The 25,733-nt window shown below is 74.7% G+C and carries 22 protein-coding genes; 13 read left to right on the forward strand and 9 right to left on the reverse strand.

Annotated elements, in window-relative coordinates:
• Positions 1–119 precede the first annotated feature (119 nt).
• Entirely contained in the window at positions 120–1,235 is a 1,116-nt protein-coding gene (locus QP089_RS40210) for a Ppx/GppA phosphatase family protein (protein WP_285919384.1), read from the reverse strand.
• A gap of 120 nt (positions 1,236–1,355) precedes the next feature.
• On the opposite strand from QP089_RS40210, the gene QP089_RS40215 reads away from it, so the two are divergent.
• The gene (locus QP089_RS40215; protein WP_285919386.1) at positions 1,356–2,543 is read left to right on the forward strand and encodes a zinc-dependent alcohol dehydrogenase; all 1,188 of its coding nucleotides are present in this window, start codon (positions 1,356–1,358) and stop codon (positions 2,541–2,543) included.
• Positions 2,544–2,573: 30 nt separating this feature from the next.
• Here QP089_RS40215 and QP089_RS40220 read toward each other — a convergent pair whose 3' ends face one another.
• Positions 2,574–4,925: an MFS transporter gene (locus QP089_RS40220; protein ID WP_285919388.1), complete on the reverse strand. Its 2,352-nt coding sequence runs from the start codon at positions 4,923–4,925 to the stop codon at positions 2,574–2,576.
• 339 nt (positions 4,926–5,264) lie between these two features.
• On the opposite strand from QP089_RS40220, the gene QP089_RS40225 reads away from it, so the two are divergent.
• Positions 5,265–5,651, forward strand: a complete 387-nt coding sequence (locus QP089_RS40225) for a nuclear transport factor 2 family protein (protein ID WP_285919390.1) — start codon at positions 5,265–5,267, stop codon at positions 5,649–5,651.
• Between the two features lie 18 nt (positions 5,652–5,669).
• Here the strand turns inward: QP089_RS40225 and QP089_RS40230 are convergent, their stop codons facing one another.
• From QP089_RS40230 to QP089_RS40240, 3 genes are all read right to left on the reverse strand, one after another.
• Positions 5,670–6,884: a PucR family transcriptional regulator gene (locus tag QP089_RS40230; RefSeq protein ID WP_285919391.1), complete on the reverse strand. Its 1,215-nt coding sequence runs from the start codon at positions 6,882–6,884 to the stop codon at positions 5,670–5,672.
• 14 nt (positions 6,885–6,898) lie between these two features.
• Positions 6,899–7,936, reverse strand: coding sequence for a hypothetical protein (locus tag QP089_RS40235; RefSeq protein ID WP_285919393.1), 1,038 nt, complete (start codon positions 7,934–7,936; stop codon positions 6,899–6,901).
• A gap of 1,025 nt (positions 7,937–8,961) precedes the next feature.
• The gene (locus QP089_RS40240; RefSeq protein ID WP_285919394.1) at positions 8,962–11,061 is read right to left on the reverse strand and encodes a catalase; all 2,100 of its coding nucleotides are present in this window, start codon (positions 11,059–11,061) and stop codon (positions 8,962–8,964) included.
• Positions 11,062–11,315: 254 nt separating this feature from the next.
• On the opposite strand from QP089_RS40240, the gene QP089_RS40245 reads away from it, so the two are divergent.
• The 5 genes from QP089_RS40245 to QP089_RS40265 all read left to right on the forward strand — a co-directional run bounded on the left by QP089_RS40245 (position 11,316) and on the right by QP089_RS40265 (position 15,946).
• Entirely contained in the window at positions 11,316–12,629 is a 1,314-nt protein-coding gene (locus QP089_RS40245) for a PucR family transcriptional regulator (protein WP_285919396.1), read from the forward strand.
• Positions 12,630–12,788: 159 nt separating this feature from the next.
• The gene (locus QP089_RS40250; protein ID WP_285919398.1) at positions 12,789–13,145 is read left to right on the forward strand and encodes a histone-like nucleoid-structuring protein Lsr2; all 357 of its coding nucleotides are present in this window, start codon (positions 12,789–12,791) and stop codon (positions 13,143–13,145) included.
• A 17-nt stretch (positions 13,146–13,162) separates the two neighbouring features.
• A complete protein-coding gene (locus QP089_RS40255) occupies positions 13,163–13,492 on the forward strand; it encodes a histone-like nucleoid-structuring protein Lsr2 (RefSeq protein WP_285919400.1) in 330 nt (109 codons plus the stop codon).
• 199 nt (positions 13,493–13,691) lie between these two features.
• Positions 13,692–15,569 carry a CASTOR/POLLUX-related putative ion channel gene (locus QP089_RS40260; RefSeq protein ID WP_353070675.1) on the forward strand — a complete coding sequence of 626 codons (1,878 nt, stop codon included), beginning with the start codon at positions 13,692–13,694 and terminating at the stop codon, positions 15,567–15,569.
• 89 nt (positions 15,570–15,658) lie between these two features.
• Positions 15,659–15,946 carry a hypothetical protein gene (locus QP089_RS40265; protein WP_285919402.1) on the forward strand — a complete coding sequence of 96 codons (288 nt, stop codon included), beginning with the start codon at positions 15,659–15,661 and terminating at the stop codon, positions 15,944–15,946.
• A 15-nt stretch (positions 15,947–15,961) separates the two neighbouring features.
• On the opposite strand, the gene QP089_RS40270 is transcribed toward QP089_RS40265, so the two are convergent.
• The gene (locus QP089_RS40270; protein WP_285919403.1) at positions 15,962–17,053 is read right to left on the reverse strand and encodes a hypothetical protein; all 1,092 of its coding nucleotides are present in this window, start codon (positions 17,051–17,053) and stop codon (positions 15,962–15,964) included.
• Between the two features lie 220 nt (positions 17,054–17,273).
• Between QP089_RS40270 and QP089_RS40275 the strand changes: the two genes are divergently transcribed.
• The 6 genes from QP089_RS40275 to QP089_RS40305 all read left to right on the forward strand — a co-directional run bounded on the left by QP089_RS40275 (position 17,274) and on the right by QP089_RS40305 (position 23,018).
• Positions 17,274–18,140, forward strand: coding sequence for an EamA family transporter (locus QP089_RS40275; protein WP_285919405.1), 867 nt, complete (start codon positions 17,274–17,276; stop codon positions 18,138–18,140).
• Positions 18,141–18,296: 156 nt separating this feature from the next.
• The gene (locus QP089_RS40280; RefSeq protein ID WP_285919406.1) at positions 18,297–19,646 is read left to right on the forward strand and encodes a hemolysin family protein; all 1,350 of its coding nucleotides are present in this window, start codon (positions 18,297–18,299) and stop codon (positions 19,644–19,646) included.
• Entirely contained in the window at positions 19,643–20,659 is a 1,017-nt protein-coding gene (locus QP089_RS40285) for a CNNM domain-containing protein (RefSeq protein ID WP_285919408.1), read from the forward strand. Before QP089_RS40280 ends, QP089_RS40285 begins: the two co-directional genes overlap by 4 nt.
• A gap of 61 nt (positions 20,660–20,720) precedes the next feature.
• Positions 20,721–21,008, forward strand: coding sequence for an RNA polymerase subunit sigma-70 (locus QP089_RS40290; protein WP_285919410.1), 288 nt, complete (start codon positions 20,721–20,723; stop codon positions 21,006–21,008).
• A 3-nt stretch (positions 21,009–21,011) separates the two neighbouring features.
• A complete protein-coding gene (locus QP089_RS49080; protein WP_446474125.1) occupies positions 21,012–21,569 on the forward strand; it encodes a Clp protease N-terminal domain-containing protein in 558 nt (185 codons plus the stop codon).
• A 33-nt stretch (positions 21,570–21,602) separates the two neighbouring features.
• The gene (locus QP089_RS40305) at positions 21,603–23,018 is read left to right on the forward strand and encodes an FAD-binding oxidoreductase (protein WP_285919412.1); all 1,416 of its coding nucleotides are present in this window, start codon (positions 21,603–21,605) and stop codon (positions 23,016–23,018) included.
• 19 nt (positions 23,019–23,037) lie between these two features.
• Here QP089_RS40305 and QP089_RS40310 read toward each other — a convergent pair whose 3' ends face one another.
• The 3 genes from QP089_RS40310 to QP089_RS40320 form a co-directional block, all read right to left on the reverse strand.
• On the reverse strand, positions 23,038–24,039 hold the full coding sequence (locus QP089_RS40310) for a hypothetical protein (RefSeq protein ID WP_285919413.1): 1,002 nt from the start codon (positions 24,037–24,039) through the stop codon (positions 23,038–23,040).
• Positions 24,036–24,716 (reverse strand): hypothetical protein, encoded by a 681-nt coding sequence (locus tag QP089_RS40315; RefSeq protein WP_285919415.1) that lies wholly within the window; start codon positions 24,714–24,716, stop codon positions 24,036–24,038. The genes QP089_RS40310 and QP089_RS40315 overlap by 4 nt, the downstream gene beginning before the upstream one ends.
• Before the next feature lie 87 nt (positions 24,717–24,803).
• The gene (locus QP089_RS40320; RefSeq protein ID WP_285919417.1) at positions 24,804–25,616 is read right to left on the reverse strand and encodes an LLM class flavin-dependent oxidoreductase; all 813 of its coding nucleotides are present in this window, start codon (positions 25,614–25,616) and stop codon (positions 24,804–24,806) included.
• Positions 25,617–25,733 lie beyond the last annotated feature (117 nt).

Genomic DNA, 25,733 nt, shown 5'->3' on the forward strand with positions numbered 1-25,733 from the left:
GCGTGGACGGCTCATTCGGCGAATGTCAATACACATGGGCCACAGATAGATGTCCCGCAAGTTCATGGGACGGTCGTCTCAGCCGCCCCATCGGCCGCGGACCGTCCCGGGCTGCGGGATCAGGTGCCGACGGCGCGCAGGCGCGGCGGTGCCGCCACCCCCGGAGCGGGCGGCGGCAACGGACGGACCGGGACCGGGCACGGCGCGCCCGTCGTCTCCCCGGTGCCCTCGAACGGCGGCCCGACCGGGCGCCCCGCGGCCAGCGCGTCGAGCCGGTGCAGGAAGATGCCCTCGCGCAGCGCCCAGGGGCACACGTCGAGCCGGTCGAGCCCGAGGACGTCCATGACGGCGTCGGCGACGATCGCGCCGGCCAGGATCTGGTGCGCCCGCGACGCCTTCACACCGCGCAGCCGCGCGCGCTCCTCGTCCGGAAGCTTCGCCAGCTTCGGGATCCACCCGCGCAGGTCGTCGCGGCCGAGGTGGCGCGGCGCGTACTGCCCGGCCCTGCCCCCGGGCGCGCCGCACAGCCGGGCCAGCTGGATGAACGTCTTGGACGTCGCGACCGCCCGGACCGGGGCCGGCCGTTCCACGATCTCGGCCGTCGCCTCGCCGAGCACGGACCGGACGTGCGCGCGCAGCGCCTTGCGGGTGCGCTTGCGGACCGGCGGGCGGCCCGGCAGGTGGTGCCGGGTGAGCCGGCCCGCGCCGAGCGGCAGCGACAGCGCGATCTCCGGCTCCTCCCCCGTCCCGTACGCCAGCTCCATCGACCCGCCGCCGATGTCGGCGAGCAGGACCGGCCCCGCCGACCAGCCGTACCAGCGCCGCACCGCCAGGAACGTCAGCCGCGCCTCCTGCTCGCCGGACAGGAACCCCAGCGAGACGCCGGTGGCGGCGCGCACCTCGGCCGCGACGTCGTCGCGGTTGGCGGCGTCGCGCAGCGCGGACGTGGCGAGGGGCAGCAGTTCGCCCACCCCGGCGGCGGACGCGGCGGCCGACGCCTCCCGGACCGCGCCGATCAGCCGCCCGACCGCGGGCCGGCCGATCACGCCGTGCCGGTCGGTGGACTCGGCCAGCCGCACGGCGCTCTTCACCGACCGCACCGGTGCGGGCGCCTCCCCCGGGCTGAGGTCCGCGATCCGCAGGTGGGCCGAGTTGGAGCCGACGTCGAGGACGCCGAGGCGCAGGCGGGCCGAGTCCGCGGCGGAGTCCGCCGGGGCGTCCGGGAGGGTTGCCATGGACGTGGATTACCCGGAATTTACCCTTCCATCCGGACCCTCCCTCCGCTGACGTTTCCCTCCGGCCCCCCGGGTAGTCCCGCCCTAGACCCGCTCTAGGCCCGCTCTAGGAGGAAGACGATGAAGGCGCTCACCTGGCACGGCAAGCGCGACGTCCGCGTCGAGAACGTGCCCGACCCGACGATCAAGGAGCCGGACGACGCGATCATCCGGGTCACCTCGTCCGGGATCTGCGGCTCCGACCTGCACCTGTACGAGGTGCTCGGGCCGTTCCTCAGCGAGGGCGACGTGCTCGGCCACGAGCCGATCGGGATCGTCGAGGAGACCGGCCCGGAGGTCAGGCACGTCAAGCCGGGCGACCGGGTGGTCATCCCGTTCAACATCTCCTGCGGCCGCTGCCACATGTGCGAGATGAAGCTCTTCGCGCAGTGCGAGACGACCCAGGTCCGCGAGAACAACATGGGCGCGGCGCTGTTCGGCTACACCCGCCTGTACGGGCAGGTGCCGGGCGGCCAGGCGGAGTACCTGCGGGTGCCGCAGGCGCACTTCGGGCCGATCAAGGTTCCGGAGGGGCCGCCGGACGAGCGCTTCGTCTACCTGTCCGACGTGCTGCCGACGGCCTGGCAGGCCGTCCAGTGGGCGGAGATCCCCGAGGGCGGGTCGGTGGCGGTGCTCGGACTCGGCCCGATCGGGCAGATGTCGGCCCGGATCGCCCGCCACCTCGGCCACCGGGTGATCGGCGTGGACCTCGTCCCCGAGCGGCTGGAGATGGCCCGCCGGCACGGCATCGAGGTGATCGACGCCGACGCCGCCGACGACGTGCCGGACGCGGTGCGGCAGATCACCGGCGGGCGCGGCACCGACTCGGTGATCGACGCGGTCGGCATGGAGGCGCACGGCTCGCCGGGCGCGAAGCTGGCGCAGACGCTGACCGGCCTGCTCCCCGGCAACAGCGCCGCGCCGCTGATGCAGCGGATGGGGGTGGACCGGCTCGCGGCGTTCATGACGGCGATCGAGGTGGTCCGCCGGGGCGGGACGATCTCGCTCAGCGGCGTGTACGGCGGCATGACCGACCCGCTGCCGATGCTGCAGATGTTCGATAAGGGCATCACGCTGCGGATGGGGCAGGCGCACGTCAAGCGCTGGATCGACGACATCATGCCGCTGGTGACCGACGACGCCGACCCGCTCGGGGTCATGGACTTCACCACGCACCGCGTGCCGCTGGAGAAGGGGCCGCAGGCCTACGAGATGTTCCAGAAGAAGCAGGACGGCGCCATCAAGGTGCTGCTGCAGCCCGGCACCTGACGCGCCGGGCCGCAGCGGCCCCGGAACCGGCTACTCGCCCCGGCGGTGGGACAGCGCGATGTCGAAGTCGTCGCGCCCGGCGCCGGACAGGTCGAGCGGCACCGCGACCGGCGGGTATCCGGACGCGATGACCGTGTAGTCCTCGGGGGCGAGGCCGTCGAACGCGTAGGCCCCGTCGGGGCCGGTGCGCGCGGTGGCGACGACGTTCCCGGCGTGGTCGACCAGCGACACGTGCGCGTCGCCGAGCGCCTCGCCGCCGCGCCCGCGGACGGTGCCGCGCAGCACCGGCGCGGCCGGCAGCGCGATCTCCACCGGCGTCGGCGCGCCGCCGGCGACCCGCACCGGCTGGGCGGCGGGACGGCGTCCCGCCGCGCTGACCGTCAGCGTGTAGCCGCCGGGCGCGAGGTCGGCGAGCGCGAACGCGCCGTCCGCGCCGGTGACCGCCGAGCCGACGACCTCGCCGCGGTGGTCGGTGGCGACCGCGACCGCGCCGGCCAGGGGCCCGCCCGCCTCGTCGCGGACCGTTCCCGACAGCTCGCCGGTGCCGCTCAGCACCAGGTCGGCGCCGGCCGGGCCGTCGAGCACCGTGACGGTCGCGGCCTCCGGCTGGTGGCCGGGGGCCGAGCCGACGAGCACGTAGCCGCCGGGCGCGGGGGCGGCGACCGCGTACCCGCCGTCGCCGGCGCTGGCGACCACGCCGAGCTGGCGTCCGGTCGCGTCGATCAGCGTGACGGTGGCGCCGGACAGCGGCGTCCCGTCCGGGCGCAGCACCCGGCCGTGCACCGCGGGCCCCTCGACCGCGGTGGACGGCCCGGCCGCGACCGGCGACGGCGCGGGGAGCGGCTCGGCGGAGGCCTCGGGGGTAGCGGGCGCGGCCGTGGCGGGTGCGGGCGCGGCGGCATGGGCCGGGCGCGCCGCGCGGCGGCCGGACGGCAGGAACAGCGCGAGCAGGACGCCGACGGCGATGGCCACGGTGGCGATGAGGAAGGAGATCCGGAAACCGGTCATGTCGGGGACGTCCGCCCCGCCGAAGTGGATCGTGTTGCGGGCCAGGACGGTGCCGAGCAGCGCGCTGGACACCGAGGTGCCGATGGAGCGCATCAGCGTGTTGACGCCGTTGGCGGCGCCGCTCTCCGACGGGTCGACGGCGCCGAGGATGAGCGTGGGCAGCGCCGAGTAGGCCAGCCCGATGCCGGCGCCGACGATCGTGGAGATCAGCGCGACCTGCCACACCGCGCCCATCAGGCCCTGCGCCGCGCCGTAGCCGCCGCCGATCACGATCATGCCGAGGATGAGCGAGGTCTTGGCGCCGAACGCGGCGGACACGCGCGCCGACAGCGGCGAGACCAGCATCATCGCGATGCCCATCGGCGCGACCGTCAGCCCGGCGACCAGCAGCGACTGCCCGAGCCCGTAGCCGGTCGCCTTGGGCAGCTCCAGCAGCTGCGGCAGCACCAGCGACATGGCGTAGAACGAGACGCCGACGGTGATCGCGGCGAGGTTGGTGAGCAGCACCTGGCGGCGCGCGGTGGTGCGCAGGTCGACCAGCGGGTCGCGCAGCCGCAGCTCCACCACGCCCCACACCACGAGGATGACGACGCCCGCGGCGCCGAGCCCGAGCGTGCGCGGGTTCGTCCAGCCCCAGTCGCCGCCCTTGGTGATCGGCAGCAGCACGGCCAGCAGCCCGGCCGTCAGCCCGATCGTCCCGACGATGTCGTAGCGGCCGTGGGCGCGCACCTTCGACTCGGGGACGGCGAACAGGACCAGCAGGAACGACACGGCGCCGAGCGCGGCGGCGCCGTAGAAGAGCATGTGCCAGCTGAAGTGCTGGGCGATGTAGGCCGCGACGGGAAGGCCGAGCGCGCCGCCGACGCCGATCGAGGAGCTCATCAGCGCCAGCGCCGAGCCGAGCCGCTCGCGGGGCAGCGAGTCGCGCATCAGGCCGATGCCGAGCGGGATCGCGCCCATCGCGAAGCCCTGGATCGCGCGCCCGGCGACCACCAGCAGCAGCTCGGAGCTGACCGCGGCCACCAGCGAGCCGACGACGACCGTGGAGATGCTGACGAGGATCATCCGCTTCTTGCCGTACAGGTCGCCGAGCCGGCCCATGATCGGGGTGGCGACGGCGCCGGACAGCAGCGTGGCGGTCATCGCCCACGTCGCGTTCGACAGCGAGGTGTGCAGCAGCTGCGGCAGCTGCCCGATGACCGGGATCAGCAGGGTCTGCATGACCGCGACGACGATGCCGGCGAACGCCAGGACGGCGATCAGCAGGCCCGATCCCCGCTCGGCGGGCAGGCCGAGGTCGGGTTCGCGGCCGGCGGCCGCGGCGCCGGCGGGAGCGGCCGTGCGCGGATGCTGGGCGGTGGCGGGCTGGGTCACGCTGTTACGCCTCCGGGAGGTGGTTCGGACCGTGCGGCGGGGTGGGGCGCCGCGCTCGGGGCGGCGGGGCGCACCCCGAGATCAAGACGGTGCGGGCCGGTTTCATTCCCGCCGCGGAGAGCCGCGACGGAGAATGAGACCAGCATCACTCTCCGCGAAGACCGAAATTTACCGAAAGAGGCGAAGGGATGAGAAAAAGGAGTCAGGCCGGTCAGGTCGGCGTGGCCCCGGCACGCCGACCGGAGCGGAGATCGCATTAGGCTCGCCGGGACGCCACCCCGCACCGGCCACCCCGCCACGCAGTGACGCACGCACGCCACGAGCACTGGAGGAGCTCCCATGCACCCTTTCCGCGCGGCCATCGAGAAGGGCGACCTCGGCGCCCTTCCGGACCTGCTGGCCGAGGACGTGCGGTTCCTCAGCCCGGTGGCGTTCGCGCCGTACGACGGGCGTCCGGTGGTCACCGCGATCCTGCGCGCCGTCACCCGCGTCTTCACCGACTTCCGCTACGTGCGGGAGATCGGTGACGGGCGCGACCACGCGCTGGTGTTCAAGGCGCGGGTCGGCGACCGCGAGGTGCACGGCTGCGACTTCCTGCACCACGACGACGACGGGCTCATCGACGAGTTCTGCGTCATGGTGCGTCCGCTGTCGGGCGCCAAGGCGCTGTCGGAGGCGATGGCGGTGGAGTTCGAGGCCGTCAAGCGGGAGATGGGGCTCGCCTGACGGCCCGGTCGGGGAGGGTCAGGCGCTCAGCGGCGGCGGCAGCGACGCCTCCTCGGCGCGCAGGCCGTCGCGTTCGAGCCTGCCGAGCCGCGCCGAGGTGAGCGCGGCGCGGAACAGCTGGATGCCGCGCGCGGAACTCGGGTCGATGCCGGACAGGTCGCGGATGCGGTCCAGCCGGTAGTGCAGCGTCCGGCGGTGGATCCACAGCTCGCGGGCGGCGCGCTCGCGGTCGAGGTTGCAGGCGAGCAGCACCTCCAGGGTCCGCCGCAGGTCGGTGCCGGCGTCCAGCGGGGACAGCACGGCGGCGAGCCGCTCGCGGATCCCCGGCTGGCCGAGGATCGCCAGCTCGACGAGCAGCTCGTCGGCGCGGTAGGGCCGGTCCTCGGCGTCCGGGATCGCCTTGACGACCGTCAGCACCCGCGACGCCTCCTCCAGCGCGTCGGGGATGCCCGCGAGGCCGCCCCGGCACGACTCGGCGGCGTGCACCGGCCCCCGCGTCCAGGTGGCGAGGACGGCCACGAACTCGGCGGCCAGCACCTCGGCGCGCACCGGGTCCCCGGCCGGGAACAGCACGACGAGCTCGGCCAGGTCGCCGGAGTACAGCACGCCGTCGGCCGCCTCCAGGTGCTCGCGGGCCCGCGCCCAGTGCGCGGCGGACGCCGCGGGCGGGCCGGGCGCCTCGCACAGCAGCACCAGGTAGCAGGGGGCGAGCGCGACCCCGGCGGCCTCCGCGATGACCCCGGCGGGCGCGCCGTCGATCAGCGTCTCGGCGAGCAGCCGGCGCAGCGGGCGGGACCGCGCGCCCTCGCGCGGCGCGTCCGCGTACCCCTGGATGCACGCCTCGCGGGCCCGTCCGGCCAGCCGCGCGGCGCGCCCGGTCGCCTCGGCCAGCTCGGTGAAGCGCCCGGCGGGCGCGGCCGTCCAGCAGGCCCGCGCCGCCGCCGCGAGCGCGACGTCCCACACCTCCGACAGCACCGGCAGCGGGATGCCCTGCCGCGCCGCCATCGCCCCGAGGTCGCGGAACCGGGCCAGGTCGTCGGCGGGCAGCGGGCCGCCCGCCGCGACCAGACCGAGCAGCCGCGCGGCGGTCTCCTCCCGGCCGCCGAACAGCGGCCCGGCGGTGCGCCGGATCGGCTGGTGCGCCGGGTGGCCGGCGAGCGCCTCGCTGATCGCCGCGGCGACCCGCCGGGCCTGCGCCGGGAGGAAGTGCGGCGGTTCGCCGGCCGGAGTCATGCGGGGTCCTCCTCTCAGGCCACGGCCGGCCGCAGCCGGGGCAGGCGGTCGGCGGTCTCGTCGACCAGGCCGTGCAGCCCGCGGACGAACGCGGGATCGCCGCCGAGCAGCCCGAGCAGGTCGTGCGCGTGGCCGACGAGCGGCGCGACGGACGCGGCGTAGCCGTCCAGGACGTCCTCGTCGAGCATCCAGGCGGTCAGCTCGGCGCGCGCGCAGGCCGAGTGGCGGGCGCCGGCGTGCAGCGCGAGGGCCTCGCGGCGCCGTCCGGCGGGCAGCGCGGCCAGCAGGTGGGCCAGCAGGTAGGTGGCGGTGCCGTTGGCGAAATCCTCGTACCGTCCCGAGGCCAGGTCGCGCTGATCGTCGACGAGCCGGCGGAGCACGCCGAGCCGGCGGCCGAACGCCCGCCAGCCGCCCGCCCGGTCGCCGCCCGCGCCGGCGAGCCGGGCCGCGGACGCCGCCGCCATCGCGTACGGCGCGCCCGTCCTGCCGGCGTAGGCGCGCAGCACCGACGCGGGCGTGGCGGCCGACGGGCGGTCGGTGAGGTCGCGCAGCCGGCCGTCCACCGCGTCCAGCCAGGCCCGCGACACCTCTCCGGCGAGCCCGCACCGGACGGAGTCGGGCACCGGCAGGTCCGCGACGAGCCGGACGGGCAGGTGGCCGCCCACGGCCAGCGCGGTCAGCACCCGCTTGACGGTCGCCGCGTTGCCGGGCGAGGGGGCGCCGGTCAGGTCGTCGAGGTAGCGGGCCGCGGCCCACCACAGCAGGTGGACGGCGGCGAGCGGCCGGGCGGGCTCCGGGTCGCCGGTCTCCGCGCCGTGCACGAGCATCGGCAGCGCGACCATGCCCCGCAGGCCGGGACGCGCGCCCCTGGCGTGGACGGCCTCGAAGAAGTCCGTCAGGAACTCCGCCATCGCGCCGCCGACCATCTCGCGGCCCTCGTCCAGCCCCATCGCCTGACCCTCGGCGAGCCGCTCGCACAGCCGGTGGATCTCCGCCTCGACCTCGGCGGCCGCCCGGTCCTGCGCGGCCCTGCCGAACGCTCCTTGCTCCACGTGTCGACTCCTCATTGTTCACGGGGTTGCCGGGCGGGACGGGAGATCAGCCCGCGGGCGCGCCGAGAATCCGGACCGCGCCGCCCCGCCCGTCCAGCTCGATCCAGGCACCGTCGCATCATGCGAAGCAGTACGCGCAGCACGGCCCTCATGGGCGGGCCCGGACAGGATTCGCGCCAGCAGCGCGGCCATGAGCGCGGGCACCTCGGCGGCGTGGGCGGGGGGCACCGGGGCCCTTACGCGAAGTGGATCGTTCATGACGGCCGGGTCCGCTCGTAGTGCTCCGGGTCGACGGCGTGCGTCTCGTAGGCGAGCGACCCCACGAGAGCGTGGTGCCGCGGTCGGGTTCGCAGAACCGGGTGAGGTCGAGGCCGGCCACCACCCGGCCGGCTCGCCGTCCGCGCGACCGCGCCGAGTCCGCGCGGACGGCGAGGTCCAGCATGCCGCCGAAGGGATCGGACTCGTCGATGACCGGCTCGGGGAATCGCTCGATGACGGACGCGGCCATGCGCCCTCCCTCCATAATCAGCACCATGCCCTTGCCAGGCGGCCATCGAAAAGGCCACCCGGCGCCGTTACCGGAAGCACGGAAAATCCGGCGAGACGGCCGTCATCTTGCTACAGAAATGGGTCCGGATGAACTGCACCCGTGGGCAGTCCGGGCCGGGCGGGTCTTCCCAGACCGGCAAGGCGGGGGCCGGCGGACACTCCGAGCCTGGCCCGGAAACCGCATGTCAGGAGCTACTTGCAGGCACGGTCCCGGCACCGGCCCGGCGGCGGCCCCGCCGCCGTCCAGCCGGAATGCGCGTGAAAATGCGGGCGATTCCCGCGATCGGACTGCGCACCAATAGGCACGAGTCGCACAAGATACATTTTTAAATCATGGCCGCATCATTCCGCGGACGCCCGCCCTTGTGACATGGCCCACAATTGATTCGGCGGAATGCGGCCACACGCGACGGGGCCCGGCGCAGCGGGCACGATCCGTGCCACCGCGCCGGGCCCCGGCCCGACCGACCCGTCCGTCAGGCGGGGACGTGGTCCTTCTGGCGCCGCCAGTGCCGGTGCTTGGCGATCGCCTCGATGAGCTTGGCGCTGAAGTCGCCGCCGGGGCCGCGCCCGGTGACGACGCCGAAGTCCTCGACGGTGCCGTCCTCGGAGGTCTTCACCCCGGTGATCCCGGCCCGCTCCAGCAGCGCGACGCCCTCGTCCAGCGCGCCGATCGCCTTGCAGTGCACGAACGCCTCCGCGACGAAGTGCACCGCGTCGCCGTCCTGCGCGAGGGTGCGCACGCTCGCCTCCCCGCCGGGCACCAGCACCGCGTCGTAGAGCACGGACGCGACGGTCGGCATCGCGCGGCTGACCGAGACCTGCGCGCCGTTGGCGGCCTGGACGTGCCCGTCCTTGGCGGCGAGCACGTCGCAGACCGCGCCCGCCTCGGCCAGCGCGTCGCCGACCGCGCCGACGGCCGCCGAGTCCACCCCGTCGGCGATCAGGATCGCGACCTTGCGGCCCTGGACGGAGCCGGCGGGCGCGTTGTCCTGGCTGAGCGCGGGCGAGGTCCGGCCGTGGTTGGCGACCGGGGCGTCCGACGGCGGCTCCACCCCGATGCCCTCGGCGACCTGCACGGCGAGGTCGTGGTCGACGTGGTTGAGGTGGGCGACCACGCCCTCGCGGATGTGCTTGTGGTCGCACTTGCCGAGCTCGAACCGGAACGCGCCGACGATGTGCTCCTTCTCCCAGTCGGACATGCTGTTCCAGAACAGCGTCGCCTGCGAGTAGTGGTCCTTGAAGCTCTCGCTCCGCTTGCGGATCTTGTTGCCGTCGACGCGCTCCTGGTAGTGGCTGAACGAGCCCGCGCCGCCGACGGCCGGGCAGCCGCCCGCCAGCGAGTTCTTGTGGTAACTCACCTGCCCCTGGTGCAGCTTGGTCTGGTGGTAGCCGTCGCGCTGGTGGTTGCGGACGTCGGCGACCGGCTGGTTCACCGGGATCTGCGGGAAGTTGGGCCCGCCCAGCCGGATGAGCTGGGTGTCCAGGTAGGAGAACAGCCGGGCCTGGAGCAGCGGGTCGTTGGTGAAGTCGATGCCCGGCACGACGTTGCCGATGTGGAAGGCGACCTGCTCGGTCTCGGCGAAGAAGTTGTCGGGGTTGCGGTTCAGCACCATCCGGCCGACCGGCCGCACCGGCACGTCCTCCTCCGGAATGATCTTGGTCGGGTCCAGCAGGTCGAACCCGAATTCGTGCTCGTCCTCCTCCGGCACCAGCTGGACGCCCAGCTCGTACTCGGGGAAGTCGCCGTCCTCGATGCGGTCCCACAGGTCGCGGCGGTTGAAGTCGGGGTCCTTGCCCGCGATCTTCTGCGTCTCGTCCCAGGCGAGCGAGTGGGTGCCGAGCTTGGGCCGCCAGTGGAACTTCACGAACGTGCCGCGGCCCTCGGCGTTCACCAGCCGGAACGTGTGCACGCCGAAGCCCTGCATCATCGCGTAGCTGCGCGGCAGCGCCCGGTCCGACATCAGCCACATCATCATGTGCATCGTCTCGGGCTGGAGCTGCACGAAGTCCCACAGCGTGTCGTGCGCGGACGAGGCCTGCGGGATCTCGTTCGGCGGCTCGGGCTTCACCGCGTGCACGAAGTCGGGGAACTTGATGCCGTCCTGGATGAAGAAGACCGGCATGTTGTTGCCGACCAGGTCGAAGTTGCCCTGGTTCGTATAGAACTTCGTGGCGAAGCCGCGGACGTCCCGGACGGTGTCCGCCGACCCCCGCGACCCGGCGACCGTGGAGAACCGCACGAACACCGGCGTCGTCAGCGAGGTGTCGCACAGGAAGTCGGCGGTGGTGTACTCGGCCAGCGACTCGGTCAGCGTGAACTGCCCGTACGCGCCGGAGCCGCGCGCGTGCACGACCCGCTCGGGGATCCGCTCGTGGTCGAAATGGGTGATCTTCTCGCGGAGGTGGAAGTCCTCCATCAGCGAGGGCCCGCGCTCGCCCACCGTCAGGGAGTTGTCGGTGTCGTCGACCCGGACGCCCTGGTCGGTGGTCAGTCCCGCCGACCCCTCCGGGCCGACCCGCCGCCGCTCCAGTTGCTCCTGCTTCCGGTCCTCGTGGCCGGCCGGGTTGGCCATGATCCAGCTCCTCGTGGCTGCTCGATGATCGCACTCGGTGATGGCCGTTACCCGGCGAACCCACCGTCATGCGAACTTTGACGGGAACTTGAGCACGGCCGGCCGCGCCGCCGCAGCGCCGTGCGGGGCGGGCGCGGGCGCTTGTCAGAACGCTGACAATCCGCCCTCCCCGGCGGTGCGCGCGAATGAGTGTCGCCGCTCACGCCGCGTGCCTAGGTTGAGACGACCGGGCGCTCGGTCGAGGAGGTGTCGCCATGACGACGGCTTACGAGGACGCGCATGCCGGATCGCCGGTGATGGAGGGACTGAGCGAGGAGCCGTGGCGGGACGTCCCCGCCGAGGAGGCGCGCTGGATGCGCCCGCGGCTGCCGGAGCTGCTCGGCCCGATGGTGCAGGGCGTGCTGCGGCACGTCCCCGAGTACGACCGGCCGGGCGACGCCGCCTACGTCCGCGTCGCCGAGGCCGCGGTCGCGCACGCGATGGAGCACTTCGTCCAGATGATCGCCGACCCGGACGCCTCCTGGAAGGAGGTGTACCAGGTCTTCTTCGACGTCGGCTACGGCGAGGCGGTCGAGGGCCGCAGCCTGGAGCACCTGCAGAACGCGATGCGGGTGGCCTCCCGGCTGGCGTGGCGGCACCTGGCGGTCGAGGCCGACCGGCTCGGCCGCCCGCGCGCGCTGGTCAGCCTGCTCGCCGAGGCCAACTTCGCCTACCTGGACGCGCTGGCGTCCGCCGCCGCGCACGGGTACGCGCGGGCCCGGGAGAAGGCCGCCGGCGAGCGCGAGCAGCGCCGCGGCCGGCTGCTGACGCTGCTGCTGTCGGACCCGGCCGCGCCGCCCGAGGTCGTCGGGGAGCAGTCCGCGCGGGCGGGCTGGCCGCTGCCGCGCCGGCTCGCGGTGATCGTGCTGCGGGCGCGGCCGGGCAGCGGCGGGGAGGGTCCCGCGGGGCTGCCGCCGTCGCTGCTGACCGGGCTGGACCACGGCCGCCCCTGCCTGGTGATGCCGGACCCGGACGGCCCCGGACGGATGGAGGAGCTGACCGCGACGCTGGCCGGCTGGACGGGCGCGGTCGGTCCGTCCGTCCCGGCCGACCAGGCGCGGACGTCGCTGCAGTGGGCGCGCCGCGCGCTCGAACTGCTGCCCGCCGCGCCCGCACGGGACCGCGCCGGCGAGCGTCCCGCGGCCAGGGCGAAGAGCGGCGCCGCGCCCTCCGCGGGCCGCGGATCGCGGCGCGGCGGGCTGCTCGTCCGCGCCGACGAGCACCTGCCCGAGCTGCTGCTGCAGGAGGGCGGCTCGCTGGCGACGCTGGTCGCGGCGCGGCGGCTGGCCCCGCTGGAGGCCGCCGGTCCCCGGCAGGGCGTCCGGCTGGCGGAGACGCTGCTGGAATGCATGAAGCACGGCTTCAACGCCACGGGCGCCGCCGAGGTGCTGTGCGTGCACCCGCAGACCGTCCGGTACCGGCTCGCGCAGCTCCACGAGATGTTCGACTTCGACATCGAGGACCCCGATCTCCGCCTGGAGATGATGCTGCTGCTCAGCACCTGGATCCGGGCGCGCTCCGCGTCCTGACCGCCTCCCGCTCCCCCTTCCGGCGGCCCGCCGCCCGAACACCGCGCCGATCCCCGGTTCCTTTCCGGTGCCGCGCCGCGCCGTGACGTCATGGCCGGGCACGGAATCCGCTACGGTCGGGGGCGCCTCATAGGCGAGGGGAAGGAACACAAGGTACAGATGGCCGAGAAGGTCATTCGAGTCGACGACATCGACGGCTCCGAAGGGGACGATGTCGCCAAGCGGGACTTCGAAGTCCTGGGTCGGACGTTCACGATCGACCTGAGCGACGACAACTACAAGCGGCTGAACGAGATGCTGGACGCGCTCGCGCCGTTCATCGACAACGCCGTGGAGGTGAAGCCCGCCGGGAAGGGACGCAAGGCCCGGACCGCGAAGATCAAGGGCTACACGAACGGCGATGTCCGCGAATGGGCATCGCGCGAGGGCGTCGAAGTCTCCGAACGTGGCAAGATATCGGATGAGGTCTATGCTGCATTCATCGACGCTCATCCGGACGCGAAGCCGGACGCATAGCTAGAGGGAGTCCCCGCATGGCACAGAAGGTCGAAGTCCTTCTCGTGGACGACATCGACGGCGGAGAGGCCGACGAGACCGTCAGCTTTTCGCTGGACGGCACGAGTTACGAGATCGACCTCAGCAAGAAGAACGCCGACAAGCTGCGCAGCGGCCTGGAGCCGTTCGTGGCCGGCGCCCGCAGGGCGCGCAGGCCGGCGGGCCGGCAGGCCCGCGGCACGCGCACCGCGGGCAGCCGCGAGCGGTCCGCCGAGATTCGCGAGTGGGCCAAGAACCACGGCATCAAGGTCAATGAGCGGGGCCGCATCCCCGCCAATGTGATCGAGCAGTACGAGGCCGCGCACTAGCGCTCCGCGCGGCCGGCGCGGTTCCGGCAGAGCGCCGAGGGGCCGGAGTGAAATTCTCACTCCGGCCCCTCGTGCATTAGTGCGCACCGGGCAAATCGCCTTTCGCTCGGGCATTCCCCGAATTCCCCACGGCGGACATCATCGGCGGGCAAGTCGGTAGGGTGGCGCCCCGGGGGGCCGGCAAAGGGGGCATGCGGGGTTGAAACGTGCGACGCGACGGGACCGGGTCCGGTACTGGTTCGACACGACCATGGCGAAGGGGACGCCGGCGCTCATCGGCTGGCTCGCGCTCGCCTCGGCGGCGCTGGTGCTCGTGGTGGCGACCGCCGCGGCGGTCCTCGCGCCGCGCGACAGCGCCCGCAACGGGCACTGGCCGGGGATGGTGTGGCGCAGCCTGCTGCGCACCCTGGACCCCGGCACGATGGGCGGCGACAGCGGCGGCGCCGCGTTCCTCGGCCTGATGCTGGTCGCCACGATCGGCGGCATCTTCATCGTCAGCTCGCTGATCGGCGTGCTCACCACCGGCCTGGAAGCCAAGATCACCGAGCTGCGCAAGGGCCGGTCGCGGATCGTCGAGCACGACCACACCGTGCTGCTCGGCTGGTCGGAGCAGGTCTTCACGGTCGTCGCGGAGCTGGTGGAGGCCAACCAGAGCGAGCGCCGCTCGTGCGTGGCGATCCTCGCCGACCGCGACAAGGTGGAGATGGAGGACGCGCTGCGGGCGCGGGTCGGCGAGTCCGGCCGGACCCGGATCGTGTGCCGTACCGGCAACCCGCTGAAGGTCGCCGACCTGGAGCTGGTCAGCCCGGGCACCGCGCGCTCCATCATGGTGATCTCGCCGGAGGTGCAGGACGCCGACACCCACGTCATCAAGGTGCTGCTGTCGCTGGGGGCGCGCGCCTGGGAGCGGCGGCGGCCGCACGTCGTCGCCGCCGTGCACGACTCGGCGAACCTGCCCGCGGCCCGGCTGGCGGGCGGCGCCGCGGCCCGGGTGATCGACGCCGACGACATCGCGATCCGGCTGATCGTCCAGTCGCACCGGCAGTCGGGGCTGTCGCAGGTCTGCACCGACCTGCTGGACTTCGCCGGGCACGAGTTCTACATGCGGGCCGAGCCGTCGCTGGCCGGGCTGGCGTTCGGCGAGGCGCTGTCGCGCTACGACCTCGGCGTCCCGGCGGGGCTGCGGCACCGCGACGGCACGGTCGCGCTGAACCCGCCGATGGACACCCCGATCCGCGCCGACGACGAGATCATCGTGCTGGCCGAGGACGACCTGCTGATCCGGCTGGCGTCCGGTCCGGCGCCGGCCGTCCGGGAACCGGCGATCGCCACCGCGACCGCGCGCGAGCCGGTGCCCGAGCGCACCCTGCTGCTCGGCTGGAACCACCGCGCCCAGAAGATCATCGAGCTGCTGGACGACTTCCTCGCGCCCGGGTCGGCGCTGACGGTGGCGGCGCCGCGCGAGGACCCGACCGCCGACCTCGGCCCGTTCGCCAACCTCAAGGTCGGGTTCGTGCGCGCCGAGCCGACCGAGCGGCCGTCGCTGGAGTCGCTGGACGTCGGCTCCTACCAGCACGTCATCGTGCTGTCGGAGGCCGGGTACGACCGCGAGCACGCCGACGCCCGCACGCTGGTGACGCTGCTGCACCTGCGCGACATGGAGGACGCGCTCGGCGACCCGTTCTCCATCGTCAGCGAGATCAACGACGACGCCAACCGGGAGGTCGCGCAGGTCACCAAGGCCGACGACTTCGTGGTCAGCGACAAGCTGATCAGCCTGATGCTGACGCAGCTGAGCGAGAACCGGCACCTGTACGACGTGTTCGCCGACCTGCTCGACCCGGCCGGGTCGGAGATCTACCTCAAGCCCGCCTGCGACTACCTGGTGCCGGGGTGCGCGGCCGACTTCGCGACGCTGATCGAGTCGGCGCGGCGGCGCGGCGAGGTCGCCCTCGGCTACCGGCTGATCGACCGGTACCACGAGCCGCCCGGCTACGGCGTGGTGCTCAACCCGGACAAGACGGCCCCGCTGGTGCTGTCGGCGCGGGACCGCGTCATCGTCCTGGCGGAGAACTGACGCCCCGGGGCCGCGGCGCGAATCGGACGGAAATCACCGTGCGCGAACGGTGCGGATCGCCCACAATTGGACCGACGGGGTGATCAATCGTGGGCGATCAGATGTTGCGGCTGGGAGCGCGCATAGCGGAGATCGAGGCGCTGTACGGCTGCGTGGTGGACGAGCGGGACGGTCATGCCGCCCGCCGGCTGCTGGCCGAGCTGGCGCGGGCGGGGGCGCTGCTGGCCGAGGAGGCCGACCGGGCGGCCCGGCCCGCCCGGGGCGCCGCCGGGACGCGGCCGGGCAGGGCACGCCTGCGCCGCCGCATCGCCGGCACGCAGCGCACCGCGGACCGCATAATCTCGCGGGCCGCGCGGCGTCCAGACCGGCAGGCGTAGGCGACGCGGGGGTGTCTAGGGCGTCTCCGGCTCGGCGGCAGGTGCGGCGTCCGCGGCAGGCGCCGTAGGCGCGGCGTCCGCCGGGCGGCCGGCGGGGCGGGCGGTGTCGCGGGGGACGGCGAGTTCCTGCCCGGCGTCGAGCGCGACCGCGATGCGCTCGCGCAGCGTGCGTTCGGCGCGGTGGGCGTCCTCGGCCATGCCGCGGATCTCCGCGCCCGCCATCTCGTCGCCGACCGTGCCGGCGAGCAGCTCGCGGTAGCGGGCGTTCTGGTCCGGGAGTCCTTGCAGGACGCGTGACTCGTGGTAGGCGTCGTCGGCCTCGCCGGCGCGCCGCGCGTAGGTCTCCAGCGCCTCGATCCGGACGGTGACCGAGCGGGCCGACAGCTCCAGCGCGCGGTCCTGCGGTTCGAGCAGGGCGCGCACCCGCGGGGACAGCCGCTCGGGCTGCTGCATGCGGCGCTCCCGGCGCAGCCGGGTGTGCTCGGCGAGCGTGGAGGCGATCGCCCACTCCTGCCGGGGCAGCACGACCGTGTTGCCGACGTCGTCCAGCAGCCCGGCGCCGTGCGACTGCGAGCCGAGGACGGCGTCGACGGCGCGCTGGGCGCGGACGAGCAGCCGCGCGGCGGGCCGGTCGAAGTCGCCGGGCATCAGGTAGCGGCCGTGGTACTCGCGCGCGGCGCGGGCGGCGGCGGGCTCGCGCAGGTGCCGCAGCGCCCCGGCGACCCAGCCGGCGAAGCTCACGCCGGCGAGCGCGAAGGCGGCGTCGCTCTGCCCGAGCAGCAGCAGGAGCACCTGCAGCGCGGGGGTCAGCATCATCGCCAGGACGGGGAGCCGGCCCCACCGCACCGCGCCGCCGACGAGGTCGTCCTGGTCGAGGGAGGCGAGGAAGAACACCCGCAGCCAGCCGCCGGGCAGGACACCGTAGAAGAACGCGAACGCCGGGATCCACAGCAGCCGGGCGGCGACGGTGGCGGCGGTGAGCGACGGGGGCCGCGGCGCGGGCAGGCTCGCGGCGACGAGCCGCTCCGGGGCGGCGGCGAGCACGGCGCGGTCCGCGGCGGGAATGCCGGGGTCGAACACCGGCCGGGGACGGCTCTCATCGTTCATCGGCGCTCCCCACGGCGTCGGGAGGTCCCGCGGAGCGCCCGAGGCGGTCCCGGCGGGACGTCTGCCCGTTGTTCCTTCCTTCCCTTGCTATCACTTGTGCCCAGCGATCCCCCGAATGTCACGAGATCCGGAAATTCGGCCCGTGCGGCGGGGCTCGGCGACCCTTTAGCCGGGACCTAAATCGGTGCCCCGGACGGCGCTTGCGCGGTGGGGTGGGCGCATGACCGTCGCCCTCGCCGTGATCTTCGCCGGAGTGCTGCACGCCACCTGGAACGCGATCGCGAAGGGCGCGCCGGACCGGTGGGCCTCGTTCGCGCTGATCGCCCTGGGCGAGGCGCTGGTGGTGGTGCCGCTGGGCCTGCTGGTCGGCCCGCCGGACCGGGCGGCGTGGCCGTGGCTCGCCGCGTCGGCCGTCGTGCACGTCGTCTACATGGGGCTGCTGCTGATGGCGTACCAGCTGGGCGACTTCAGCCAGGTGTACCCGCTCGCGCGGGGCAGCGCCCCGCTGCTGGTGGCGATCGTGGCGGCGGTCGCGCTCGGCGAGCGGCTCTCGTGGGAGCAGGACGCGGGCGTCGCCGCGGTCTGCGCCGGGCTCGGCGTGCTCGCCTTCACCGGCGGCGGGGACGGCGGCGGGGACTCCGCGGACGGCGGCCCGCGTCGGGATCCGCGCGCGGTCGCGGCGGCGCTGCTGACCGGCGTGTCCATCGCGGGCTACACGCTGCTGGACGGTGTCGGCGTGCGGCACGCGGGCGGCTCGGCGTCCTACACGTCGTGGCTGTTCGGCATCCAGGCGCCGCTGACGGTCGCGATCGTCCTGGCGCTACGCGGCCGCGCGACGCTCACCCGGCTGGACCGGGCCGCCGTCCTGCGCGGCCTGGCGGGCGGCCTCATCTCGATGGCGGCCTACGGGATCGTGCTGTGGGCGCAGACCCGCGGGGCGCTGGCGTCGGTGGCGGCGCTGCGCGAGACCGGGGTGATCGCGGGCGCGGTCATCGGCGCGGTGTTCTTCTCCGAGCGGCTCGGCCCCCGTCGGATCGCGGCGGCCTGCGTGGTGGCGGCGGGCGTCTTCCTCATCACCGCGCACTAGCCCGGGCCGTCCCGGCGCGGGGCGGGTCTCGCGGGGCATGGCGGGTCCTGGCAGGGTAGAAGGGATCTTGCAGGGGACGCGCGGAAGGGGGATCGTGTCCGGGCAGAGCGGTCCACCGGCCACGGGCTCGGCCGCAGGCTGCGCCGGGAGCGGCCGGTGAACGGCGCGCTGGGCCTGCTGGCGGTGCTGATGCTGACCGCCGCGACCGGCTACTTCGTGGCGCAGGAGTTCGCCTTCGTCACCGCGGACCGGCCGCTGCTGGACCAGCGGGCGGCCGAGGGCGACCGGGCGGCGGCGCGCGCCGTCCGGGTGATGGAGCGGCTGTCGTTCATGCTGTCGGGCGCGCAGCTCGGCATCACCGTGACCGCGCTGGTGGTCGGCTTCATCGCCAAGCCCGCGCTGGCCGACCTGATCTCGCCGGTGCTGGACACCGCGGGGGTGCCGCGCGCGGCGTCCGGCGGCGTCGCGGTGGCGCTCGGGTTCGTGCTGGCGACGGTGCTGCAGATGGTGCTGGGCGAGCTGTTCCCGAAGAACCTGGCGCTGGCGCGCGCGGAGGCGATGGCCCGGTGGCTGGCCGCGTCCACGCTGGTCTACCTGGCGGTGGCGGCGCCGGTGATCCGGATGTTCGACGCGGCGGCGAACCGGCTGGTGCGGGCCGTCGGGATCGAGCCGGTCGAGGAGCTGCACCACGGCGCGACGCTGGAGGAGCTCGGGCACATCATCGGCGAGTCCGGCGAGCAGTTCCAGGAGGCGCACGCCGACCTGCTGGAGCGGGCGCTGGTGTTCTCCGAGCGCGACGCCGAGGAGGTCATGGTGCCGCGGGTGGACGTGGTGACGGTGCCCGCGTCGGCCCGCGCGTCGGAGCTGAGCGAGATCATCACCGCGAGCGGGCACTCGCGGTACCCGGTCGTCGGGGAGCGGGTCGACGACGTGGTCGGGATCGTCGGGCTGGCCGAGCTGATCCTGCTGGACCCGGCGGAGTCCGAGCGGACCGAGGTCGGCGCGATCGCCCGGCCGCCGCTGCTGCTGCCCTCGTCGCTGCCGCTGCCGGACGTGGTGGCGCGGCTGCGCGGCGCCGACGTGCCGGTGGCGTGCGTGGTGGACGAGTACGGCGGCTTCGCCGGGCTGATCACCTGGGAGGACGTCGCGGAGGAGCTGGTCGGGGAGATCGCCGACGAGCACGACCCGGACGAGGACCTGGCGATCCGGCGCGGCGAGTGGTGGACCACCGACGCGGGCCTGCGGGTCGACGAGGTGGCGCACGAGACCGGGATCGGGCTGCCGCAGGGCGACTACGAGACCGTCGCGGGCCTGCTGCTGCGGCGGCTCGGCCGGGTGGCGCGGCCCGGCGACGTCGTGCGGGTGGAGCTGGAGCCCACCCGGCTGGACGAGCCGCCGCGCACGGCCGTGGTGGAGGTGCTGACCGTGCACCGGCACGTGCCGGAGCTGATCCGGATCCGGACCGTCGACGCGGTGCCCGGCGAGCGCGAGGACGGGGACCGGTGAACCTCACGCTGGGCGTCCCGGTGACGCTGGCGCTGCTGGCCGGCAACGGGTTCTTCGTCGCGACCGAGTTCGCGCTGGTGGCGGCGAAGCGGCCGCGGCTGGAGCGGGCCGCGGCGCGCGGCAGCCGCGCCGCGGGCGCGGCGGTGGCGGGGATCGCGGAGCTGTCGCTGACCCTCGCCGGCGCGCAGCTCGGCATCACGATGTGCTCGCTCGGGCTCGGCCTGGTCTCCGAGCCGGTGTTCACCGAGGCCCTGGCGCCGCTGTTCCACGCCGCCGGGCTGTCGGGCGGCGTGGCGCACGCGATCGGGTTCGTGCTGGCGCTCGGCGTGGTGACGTTCCTGCACATGGTCGTCGGGGAGATGGCGCCGAAGTCGTTCTCCATCGCGGGGCCGGAGCGGTCGGCGACGGTGCTGGCGCTACCGTTCCGGGCGTTCACGACGGTCGTCCGGCCGCTGCTGGGGGCGCTGAACGGGGCCACGAACCTGCTGCTGCGCGTGGTGGGCGTGCATCCGGGCGAGATGCGGGAGGTGTCGCGGACGCCGGAGCAGCTGCGCAGCATCGCCGAGGAGTCGCGGCGGCTCGGGCTGATCGGGCAGCGCGACCTGACCCTGCTGACGGCCGCGCTGGACGCGCCGCGCGCGCCGCTGTCGGGGCTGGTGGTGCCGGTGTCGCAGATCGTGTCGGTGCCGCCGGAGGCGTCACCGCAGGAGGTCATCGACACCGCCGCGCGGACCGGCCGGGTCCGGATCATGCTGCACGGCTCGGGCCGGGAGCGGGCGCGGATGGTGCACGTCCGCGACGCCTATCTGGCGCGGGCGCGCGGCCGGGACGCCACGGCCGGGGAGCTGGCGCACCCGGTGCCAGCGATGCCGGTGAGCACGCCGGTCGGCGAGGCCGTCGCGACGCTGCGGGCGCGGCACAGCCAGCTCGGCCTCGCGATCGGCCCGGACGGGCGGGTCGCCGGCCTGGTCAGCCTGGACGACCTGCTCACCACGCTGCTGAAGCTCTCCTGATCCGCGCGCACGCGTCAACATCGGTTGACATCGCCGCGAGTGTCAACCTACATTGACATGCATGAGCGATGGAGTGACGCTCGCCCAGGAGGCGAGCAGCAGGGACCCGGCGGTCGGGCTGCGCGCCGTCCGCGCGCTGCGCGAGCTGGCCGAGCGGCTGGAGGCGCTGCAGGTGGCCAGCGCCCGCGACCAGGGCTGGTCCTGGCAGGACATCGCGGTCTGCCTCGGCGTGAGCCGGCAGGCCGTCCACAAGAAGCACGGCGGCGGGCGCCGCCTCTCCCTTCCGACGAAGTCGGCCGGGGGGCGCGGGGGGTCGTCCACCCGCGGACGAGCACAGAAGGAGCAGTAGGAGATGTTCGAGCGTTTCACCGCGGACGCGCGGCAGGCCGTCGTCGGCGCGCAGGCCGAGGCGCGCGCGCTCCGCGACCATCACATCGGCACCGAGCACGTCCTGCTGTCGCTGCTGAGCGCCGACGACGCCCTGGGGCGCGCGCTGCGCGGGCACGGGCTCGACCCGGCCGACCTGCGCGGCCGGATCGCCCGCGTCAACCGCGCCGGCGGCGACGTGCTGGACTCCGGCGCGCTGCGCGCCATCGGCATCGACCTGGACGCCGTCCGGGAGGCCACGGAGCAGACCTTCGGCGAGGGCGCCCTCGACGTCCCCGCCGGGAAGCTGCAGCGCTACGCCCGCGGCCACATCCCGTTCACGCCGAAGGCCAAGAAGGCCCTGGAGCTGAGCCTGCGGCACGCGGTCCGGCTCAAGCAGAAGGAGATCCGCAGCGGTCACCTCCTGCTCGGCCTCCTCCAGGACGAGGACTTCCTGTCGGCGAAGCTGGCGGCCGAGGCGGGCGTGGACGTGGCGGGGCTGCGCGCCGACGTCACCCGGCTGCTCACCTCCGAGGCGGCCTGATGCGAACGCCCGTCCATGTGATTACGTGAGGACATGCCCGAGTTCCTGGACGCCCTCCGCGCCGCCGTCCCCGCCGCCCGGCTCGTCACCGACCCGGACGTGGTCGCCTCCTACGCGCACGACGAGGCGGAATGGGCGCCGCACGGGACGCCCGCCGCGCTGGTCCGCGCCGGGTCCACCGAGGACGTCCGGGCGGTGGTCGCCGCGTGCGCGGAGCACGGCGTGCCGGTCGTCCCGCGCGGCGCCGGCACCGGGCTGTCCGGCGGCGCGAACGCCCTGGACGGGTGCGTGCTGCTGTCGCTGGAGGCGATGGACGAGATCGTCGAGATCGACGCGGCCGAGCGGCTCGCGGTCGTCCAGCCCGGCGTGGTCAACGACGCGCTGCGGCTCGCCGCCGCCGAGCGCGGCCTGTGGTACCCGCCGGACCCGGCCAGCTCGCCGTGGTCCACGATCGGCGGCAACGTCGCGACCAACGCCGGCGGCCTGTGCTGCGTCAAGTACGGCGTGACCCGCGACTACGTGCTGGCGGTGCAGGCGGTCGTCGGGCGCGGCGAAGTGGTGCGGCTCGGCCGCCGCACCGCCAAGGGCGTCGCCGGGTACGACCTGTGCGGGCTGATGGTCGGCTCGGAGGGCACGCTCGGCGTCATCACCGAGGTGACCGTCCGGCTGCGGGGCGCCCGCGCCCCCGAGCGCACCATCGTCGGCTACTTCGACGCGCTGCGGGACGCGGGCGAGGCCGTCAGCCGCGTCACCGCCGCCGGGATCGTGCCGAGCGCGCTGGAGCTGATCGACCGGCACTGCCTGCGGGCGGTGGACGAGTGGCGGAACATGGGCCTGTCCGCGGACGCGAATGTGCTGCTCCTCGGCCGCACCGACCTGCCCGGCGAGGCGGGCGAGGCGGAGGCCGACGCGATGGTCGCCCTGTTCAAGGAGGCGGGCGCGACGTGGAGCGCGCGCTCGTCGGACGAGGCGGAGGCCGAGGCGCTGTTCGCGGCGCGCCGGCTGGCCTACCCGGCGCTGGAGCGGCTCGGGCCCGTCCTCACCGAGGACGTGTGCGTGCCGCGCGCGCGCGTGCCGGAGATGCTGACCCGGATCGAGGCCGCCGCGTCCGAGACCGGCACCCACATCGCCAACATCGCGCACGCCGGGGACGGCAACCTGCACCCGCTGATCATCGCTCCCACCACGGGAGGTCGGTCGGGGTCGGCCGGTCGGGGAGATACCGACGACGACGCGCGGGTGCGGGCCCAGCGGGCCTTCGACCGGATCGTGGCGGACGCCATCGACCTCGGCGGAACCGTCACCGGCGAGCACGGCGTCGGCCTGCTCAAGCGGCGCGGGCTGCACGCCGAACTGGAGCCGGCGGTCATCGCCATGCACCACGCGGTGAAGGACGCGCTGGACCCGGCGGGCATCTTCAACCCCGGCAAGGTGTTCGGGACGCCCTGACCGGACGCCCCGTCGCGGTTCAGCGGCGCGCGGCCTCCCAGCCCTGGACCAGCTCGGCCGTCGCGTCGCCGAGCAGGCCGACGTTCAGCCGCCCGTCCTCCCCCTGCTCGACGCGCACGCCGACCGGCCGCAGGTCCGGGACCCGGCCGCTGTAGAGGGCGGTGCGCTCGTCCATCCGCTCGTACTCCCCCGGCCGCCACCAGTAGATCTGGTGACTGATCGGCCGCTCCCCGCTCCCGGCGAGTTTCGCCGCCACGTCCTGCACCGTCTTGGCGGCCAGGACGAGGTGCGGGTCCGGCCCGATCTCGTGGACCATCACGTACTCGGGCAGCGGGAAGGCGACCAGCGCGCCGAACGGCAGCCGGCCCGGGAAGTGGCGGCGCAGCACGTGCACGTGGGCGCCGATGTAGCGGTGCTGCTCGCCGATGTGGGAGATCTTCACCCCGTCCATGTCGGTGCCCTGGACGTAGTGCGGCTCGCGCTCGACGGAGGCGGCCAGCGCGGCGCCGAACGCCTCGGCCTCGGTGACGTCGCCGAGGTCGGTCCGGTTCAGCGGGACGATCGAGTCGGGCAGGTCGGCCACGACCGCCTGCAGCAGCCCCGGGGCGAGCGGCCGGGTCACCAGCGCGGCCCGCACCCGCTCCTCGAACGCGTTCTCCGGGTAGAGGCGGACGCGCAGGCTCCCCTGCTCCAGCAGGCGCCGCGCGCCCCCGCCCGCGGGCGCCGCCGCGGGCCCCTGCTCCAGGGCCTGGACGGCCTGGTCCACGTACTGTGCCGCCATGGCGGGCAGCTCCGCCGCGGGCCGGGTCGCGGCGTACCGCCGCCAGTCGACGAGGCTCCCGCGCACCTGGGAGCCGTCCCCGCGGGTGATGGCGATGGTGTCCGGGTCGGGCAGCGCGGTGGCGTATCCGCGCTGCGCGAAGGCGTTGACGAGGGCCATGCCGATGGCATCGGACGCGTTCGGGTTCATGGTCATGTACGACCCGGCCGGCGCGCCCCCGGTTCGTGTGATCTCGATCATCTCCCGTAGTAGCGGGTCAGGGCGGAGACGCAGGCGGCCTGGCGCGCCGGGTCGCCGGGGAAGCGGCGCCGGCACTCCGGCCCGATCCAGGACGGCGCGGCCGGGCGCGCGGTGCGCGGCTTGTGCGGCACGTGCGGCCGGGGCGCGGGCCGCGGACGGGGTCGCGGACGGGGACGGGGGTGCGGCGGGCGGGTGACGGCGGGACCGGCGTGCGCCTGCCCGGCCGGGGCGGGTCCCGTCCCCGGCGTCCGCTGCGGTGCCACCGGGCCGGACGGCGCGGACCCTTGGCGCGGGCTCGCCTCCGCGTCCGTCGGCGCGGGCGCCGGAGACGAGTCGTCGGTCGGGACGTCGGACGGGCCGGTGACCGGCGGAGCGGCCGGCGCCCCCGGCAGCGCCCCGCCGCCCGGCGTGGCGGGCGCGGGCACGCGCACGGGCGGCGCGGAGGGGCTCGCCGCGTCCGGTTTGAGCGTTCTCGCGGGGGCCTCGCGGCTGATGCCGTAGCCGACGGTGCCGGCGATGCCCACCGCGAGAACCGCGGCGAGCGCGACCGCCGAGAGCGGCGAGCGGAACCAGGGACGGCCGCGGAGGGCACGGGTGCCGAGGAGGCGGGTCCGGAGCGGCGGGCGGGGCGTCGCGCGGGTGTATCCGGCCGGGGGGAGGTCACGGGATTCGGGCACGGTCCGATCGTCACGGTCCGCGCTCGCCCGCACACGGAGAATCGCGAAGACCGTTGCCCGCTCGATACAGTCCCCGGTCCGCCGGGCTCAGCGTCCGGCGAGCAGCTCCAGGACGGGGGCGAACCGCTCGGCGAACATCGACGAGACCGACACGTACGACACGCCGAGTTCGTCCCGTCGCCTGGCGAGCACGTCGGCCATCCGGCGGGGCGTACCGGTCAGCATCGCGATCGATCCGGCGGACGCCATCGCGGGCCCGTCCGCGCCCAGTTGCGGGGCGAGCCACCCGGGCACCTCGTCGCCGACGACGTGGACCTGCGTGCACAGCTCCAGATCGTCGAACCGCTCCCCCGCCGCGTTCCGGACGATGCCGACGAGGGGCGCCAGGTCAGCGTCGTTCGCGAGCGCCGGCACGCCGAAGGCGACCGTGCCGGCGCGCCGCGCGGCCAGCTCCAGCATCCGCGGCCGGGACGCGGCGACGAGCACCCGCGGCGGGCGGCCCGTCCCGGCGAACAGCCCTTCGGGCGGGCCGGCCACCGCGTCCATGACCTCCTCGACCCGGCGGATGCGCTCGGCGGCCGTCCCGTAGGGCACGCCGAACAGCTCCGCGTCGGCCTCCCCACCGGGCCGTCCGGCGCCGATCCCCAACTCGAAGCGGTCGCCGGTCGCGAACGCCAGCGAGGCCGCCTGCCAGGCGATCATGGCGGCGGGACGGGTCGCCGCGGAGAGCACGAACGTGCCGACGCGCAGCGAGGTCGTCGCCCCCGCCGCGGCGGCGAGGGACGCGACGGGATCGGCGGTGCCCGTCGTGTCCGGGGTGAGCAGCGTCGCGTAGCCGAGCTCCTCCGCGCGCCGGGCGAGCGCCGCCCACTCGGCGCCGTCGCGCGCCCCTCCCGCCATCAGCCCGAATCTGAACCGTCGATCCCCCATGGCCTCCGCCTTCCCGCTCGCCGTCCCTCCATTTTGAGTGAGCGCTCACTCATTTGTCAAGCCCCGCGACCCTCGCAAGGGCCCTAG

Origin of the sequence: Actinomadura opuntiae (assembly GCF_030283205.1) — a bacterium.
GTDB lineage: Bacteria > Actinomycetota > Actinomycetes > Streptosporangiales > Streptosporangiaceae > Spirillospora.

What these genes read in the sequence shown, in the direction of transcription:
- QP089_RS40250 (WP_285919398.1), top strand. Translation starts at nt 12,789, where the DNA reads ATGGCCGAGAAGGTCATTCGAGTCGACGACATCGACGGCTCCGAAGGG.
- QP089_RS40245 (WP_285919396.1), top strand. Translation starts at nt 11,316, where the DNA reads ATGACGACGGCTTACGAGGACGCGCATGCCGGATCGCCGGTGATGGAG.
- QP089_RS40270 (WP_285919403.1), bottom strand. Translation starts at nt 17,053, where the DNA reads ATGAACGATGAGAGCCGTCCCCGGCCGGTGTTCGACCCCGGCATTCCC.
- QP089_RS40310 (WP_285919413.1), bottom strand. Translation starts at nt 24,039, where the DNA reads ATGATCGAGATCACACGAACCGGGGGCGCGCCGGCCGGGTCGTACATG.
- QP089_RS40305 (WP_285919412.1), top strand. Translation starts at nt 21,603, where the DNA reads ATGCCCGAGTTCCTGGACGCCCTCCGCGCCGCCGTCCCCGCCGCCCGG.
- QP089_RS40215 (WP_285919386.1), top strand. Translation starts at nt 1,356, where the DNA reads ATGAAGGCGCTCACCTGGCACGGCAAGCGCGACGTCCGCGTCGAGAAC.
- QP089_RS40255 (WP_285919400.1), top strand. Translation starts at nt 13,163, where the DNA reads ATGGCACAGAAGGTCGAAGTCCTTCTCGTGGACGACATCGACGGCGGA.
- QP089_RS40275 (WP_285919405.1), top strand. Translation starts at nt 17,274, where the DNA reads ATGACCGTCGCCCTCGCCGTGATCTTCGCCGGAGTGCTGCACGCCACC.
- QP089_RS40290 (WP_285919410.1), top strand. Translation starts at nt 20,721, where the DNA reads ATGAGCGATGGAGTGACGCTCGCCCAGGAGGCGAGCAGCAGGGACCCG.
- QP089_RS40225 (WP_285919390.1), top strand. Translation starts at nt 5,265, where the DNA reads ATGCACCCTTTCCGCGCGGCCATCGAGAAGGGCGACCTCGGCGCCCTT.
- QP089_RS40210 (WP_285919384.1), bottom strand. Translation starts at nt 1,235, where the DNA reads ATGGCAACCCTCCCGGACGCCCCGGCGGACTCCGCCGCGGACTCGGCC.
- QP089_RS40320 (WP_285919417.1), bottom strand. Translation starts at nt 25,616, where the DNA reads ATGGCGGGAGGGGCGCGCGACGGCGCCGAGTGGGCGGCGCTCGCCCGG.
- QP089_RS49080 (WP_446474125.1), top strand. Translation starts at nt 21,012, where the DNA reads ATGTTCGAGCGTTTCACCGCGGACGCGCGGCAGGCCGTCGTCGGCGCG.
- QP089_RS40230 (WP_285919391.1), bottom strand. Translation starts at nt 6,884, where the DNA reads ATGACTCCGGCCGGCGAACCGCCGCACTTCCTCCCGGCGCAGGCCCGG.
- QP089_RS40240 (WP_285919394.1), bottom strand. Translation starts at nt 11,061, where the DNA reads ATGGCCAACCCGGCCGGCCACGAGGACCGGAAGCAGGAGCAACTGGAG.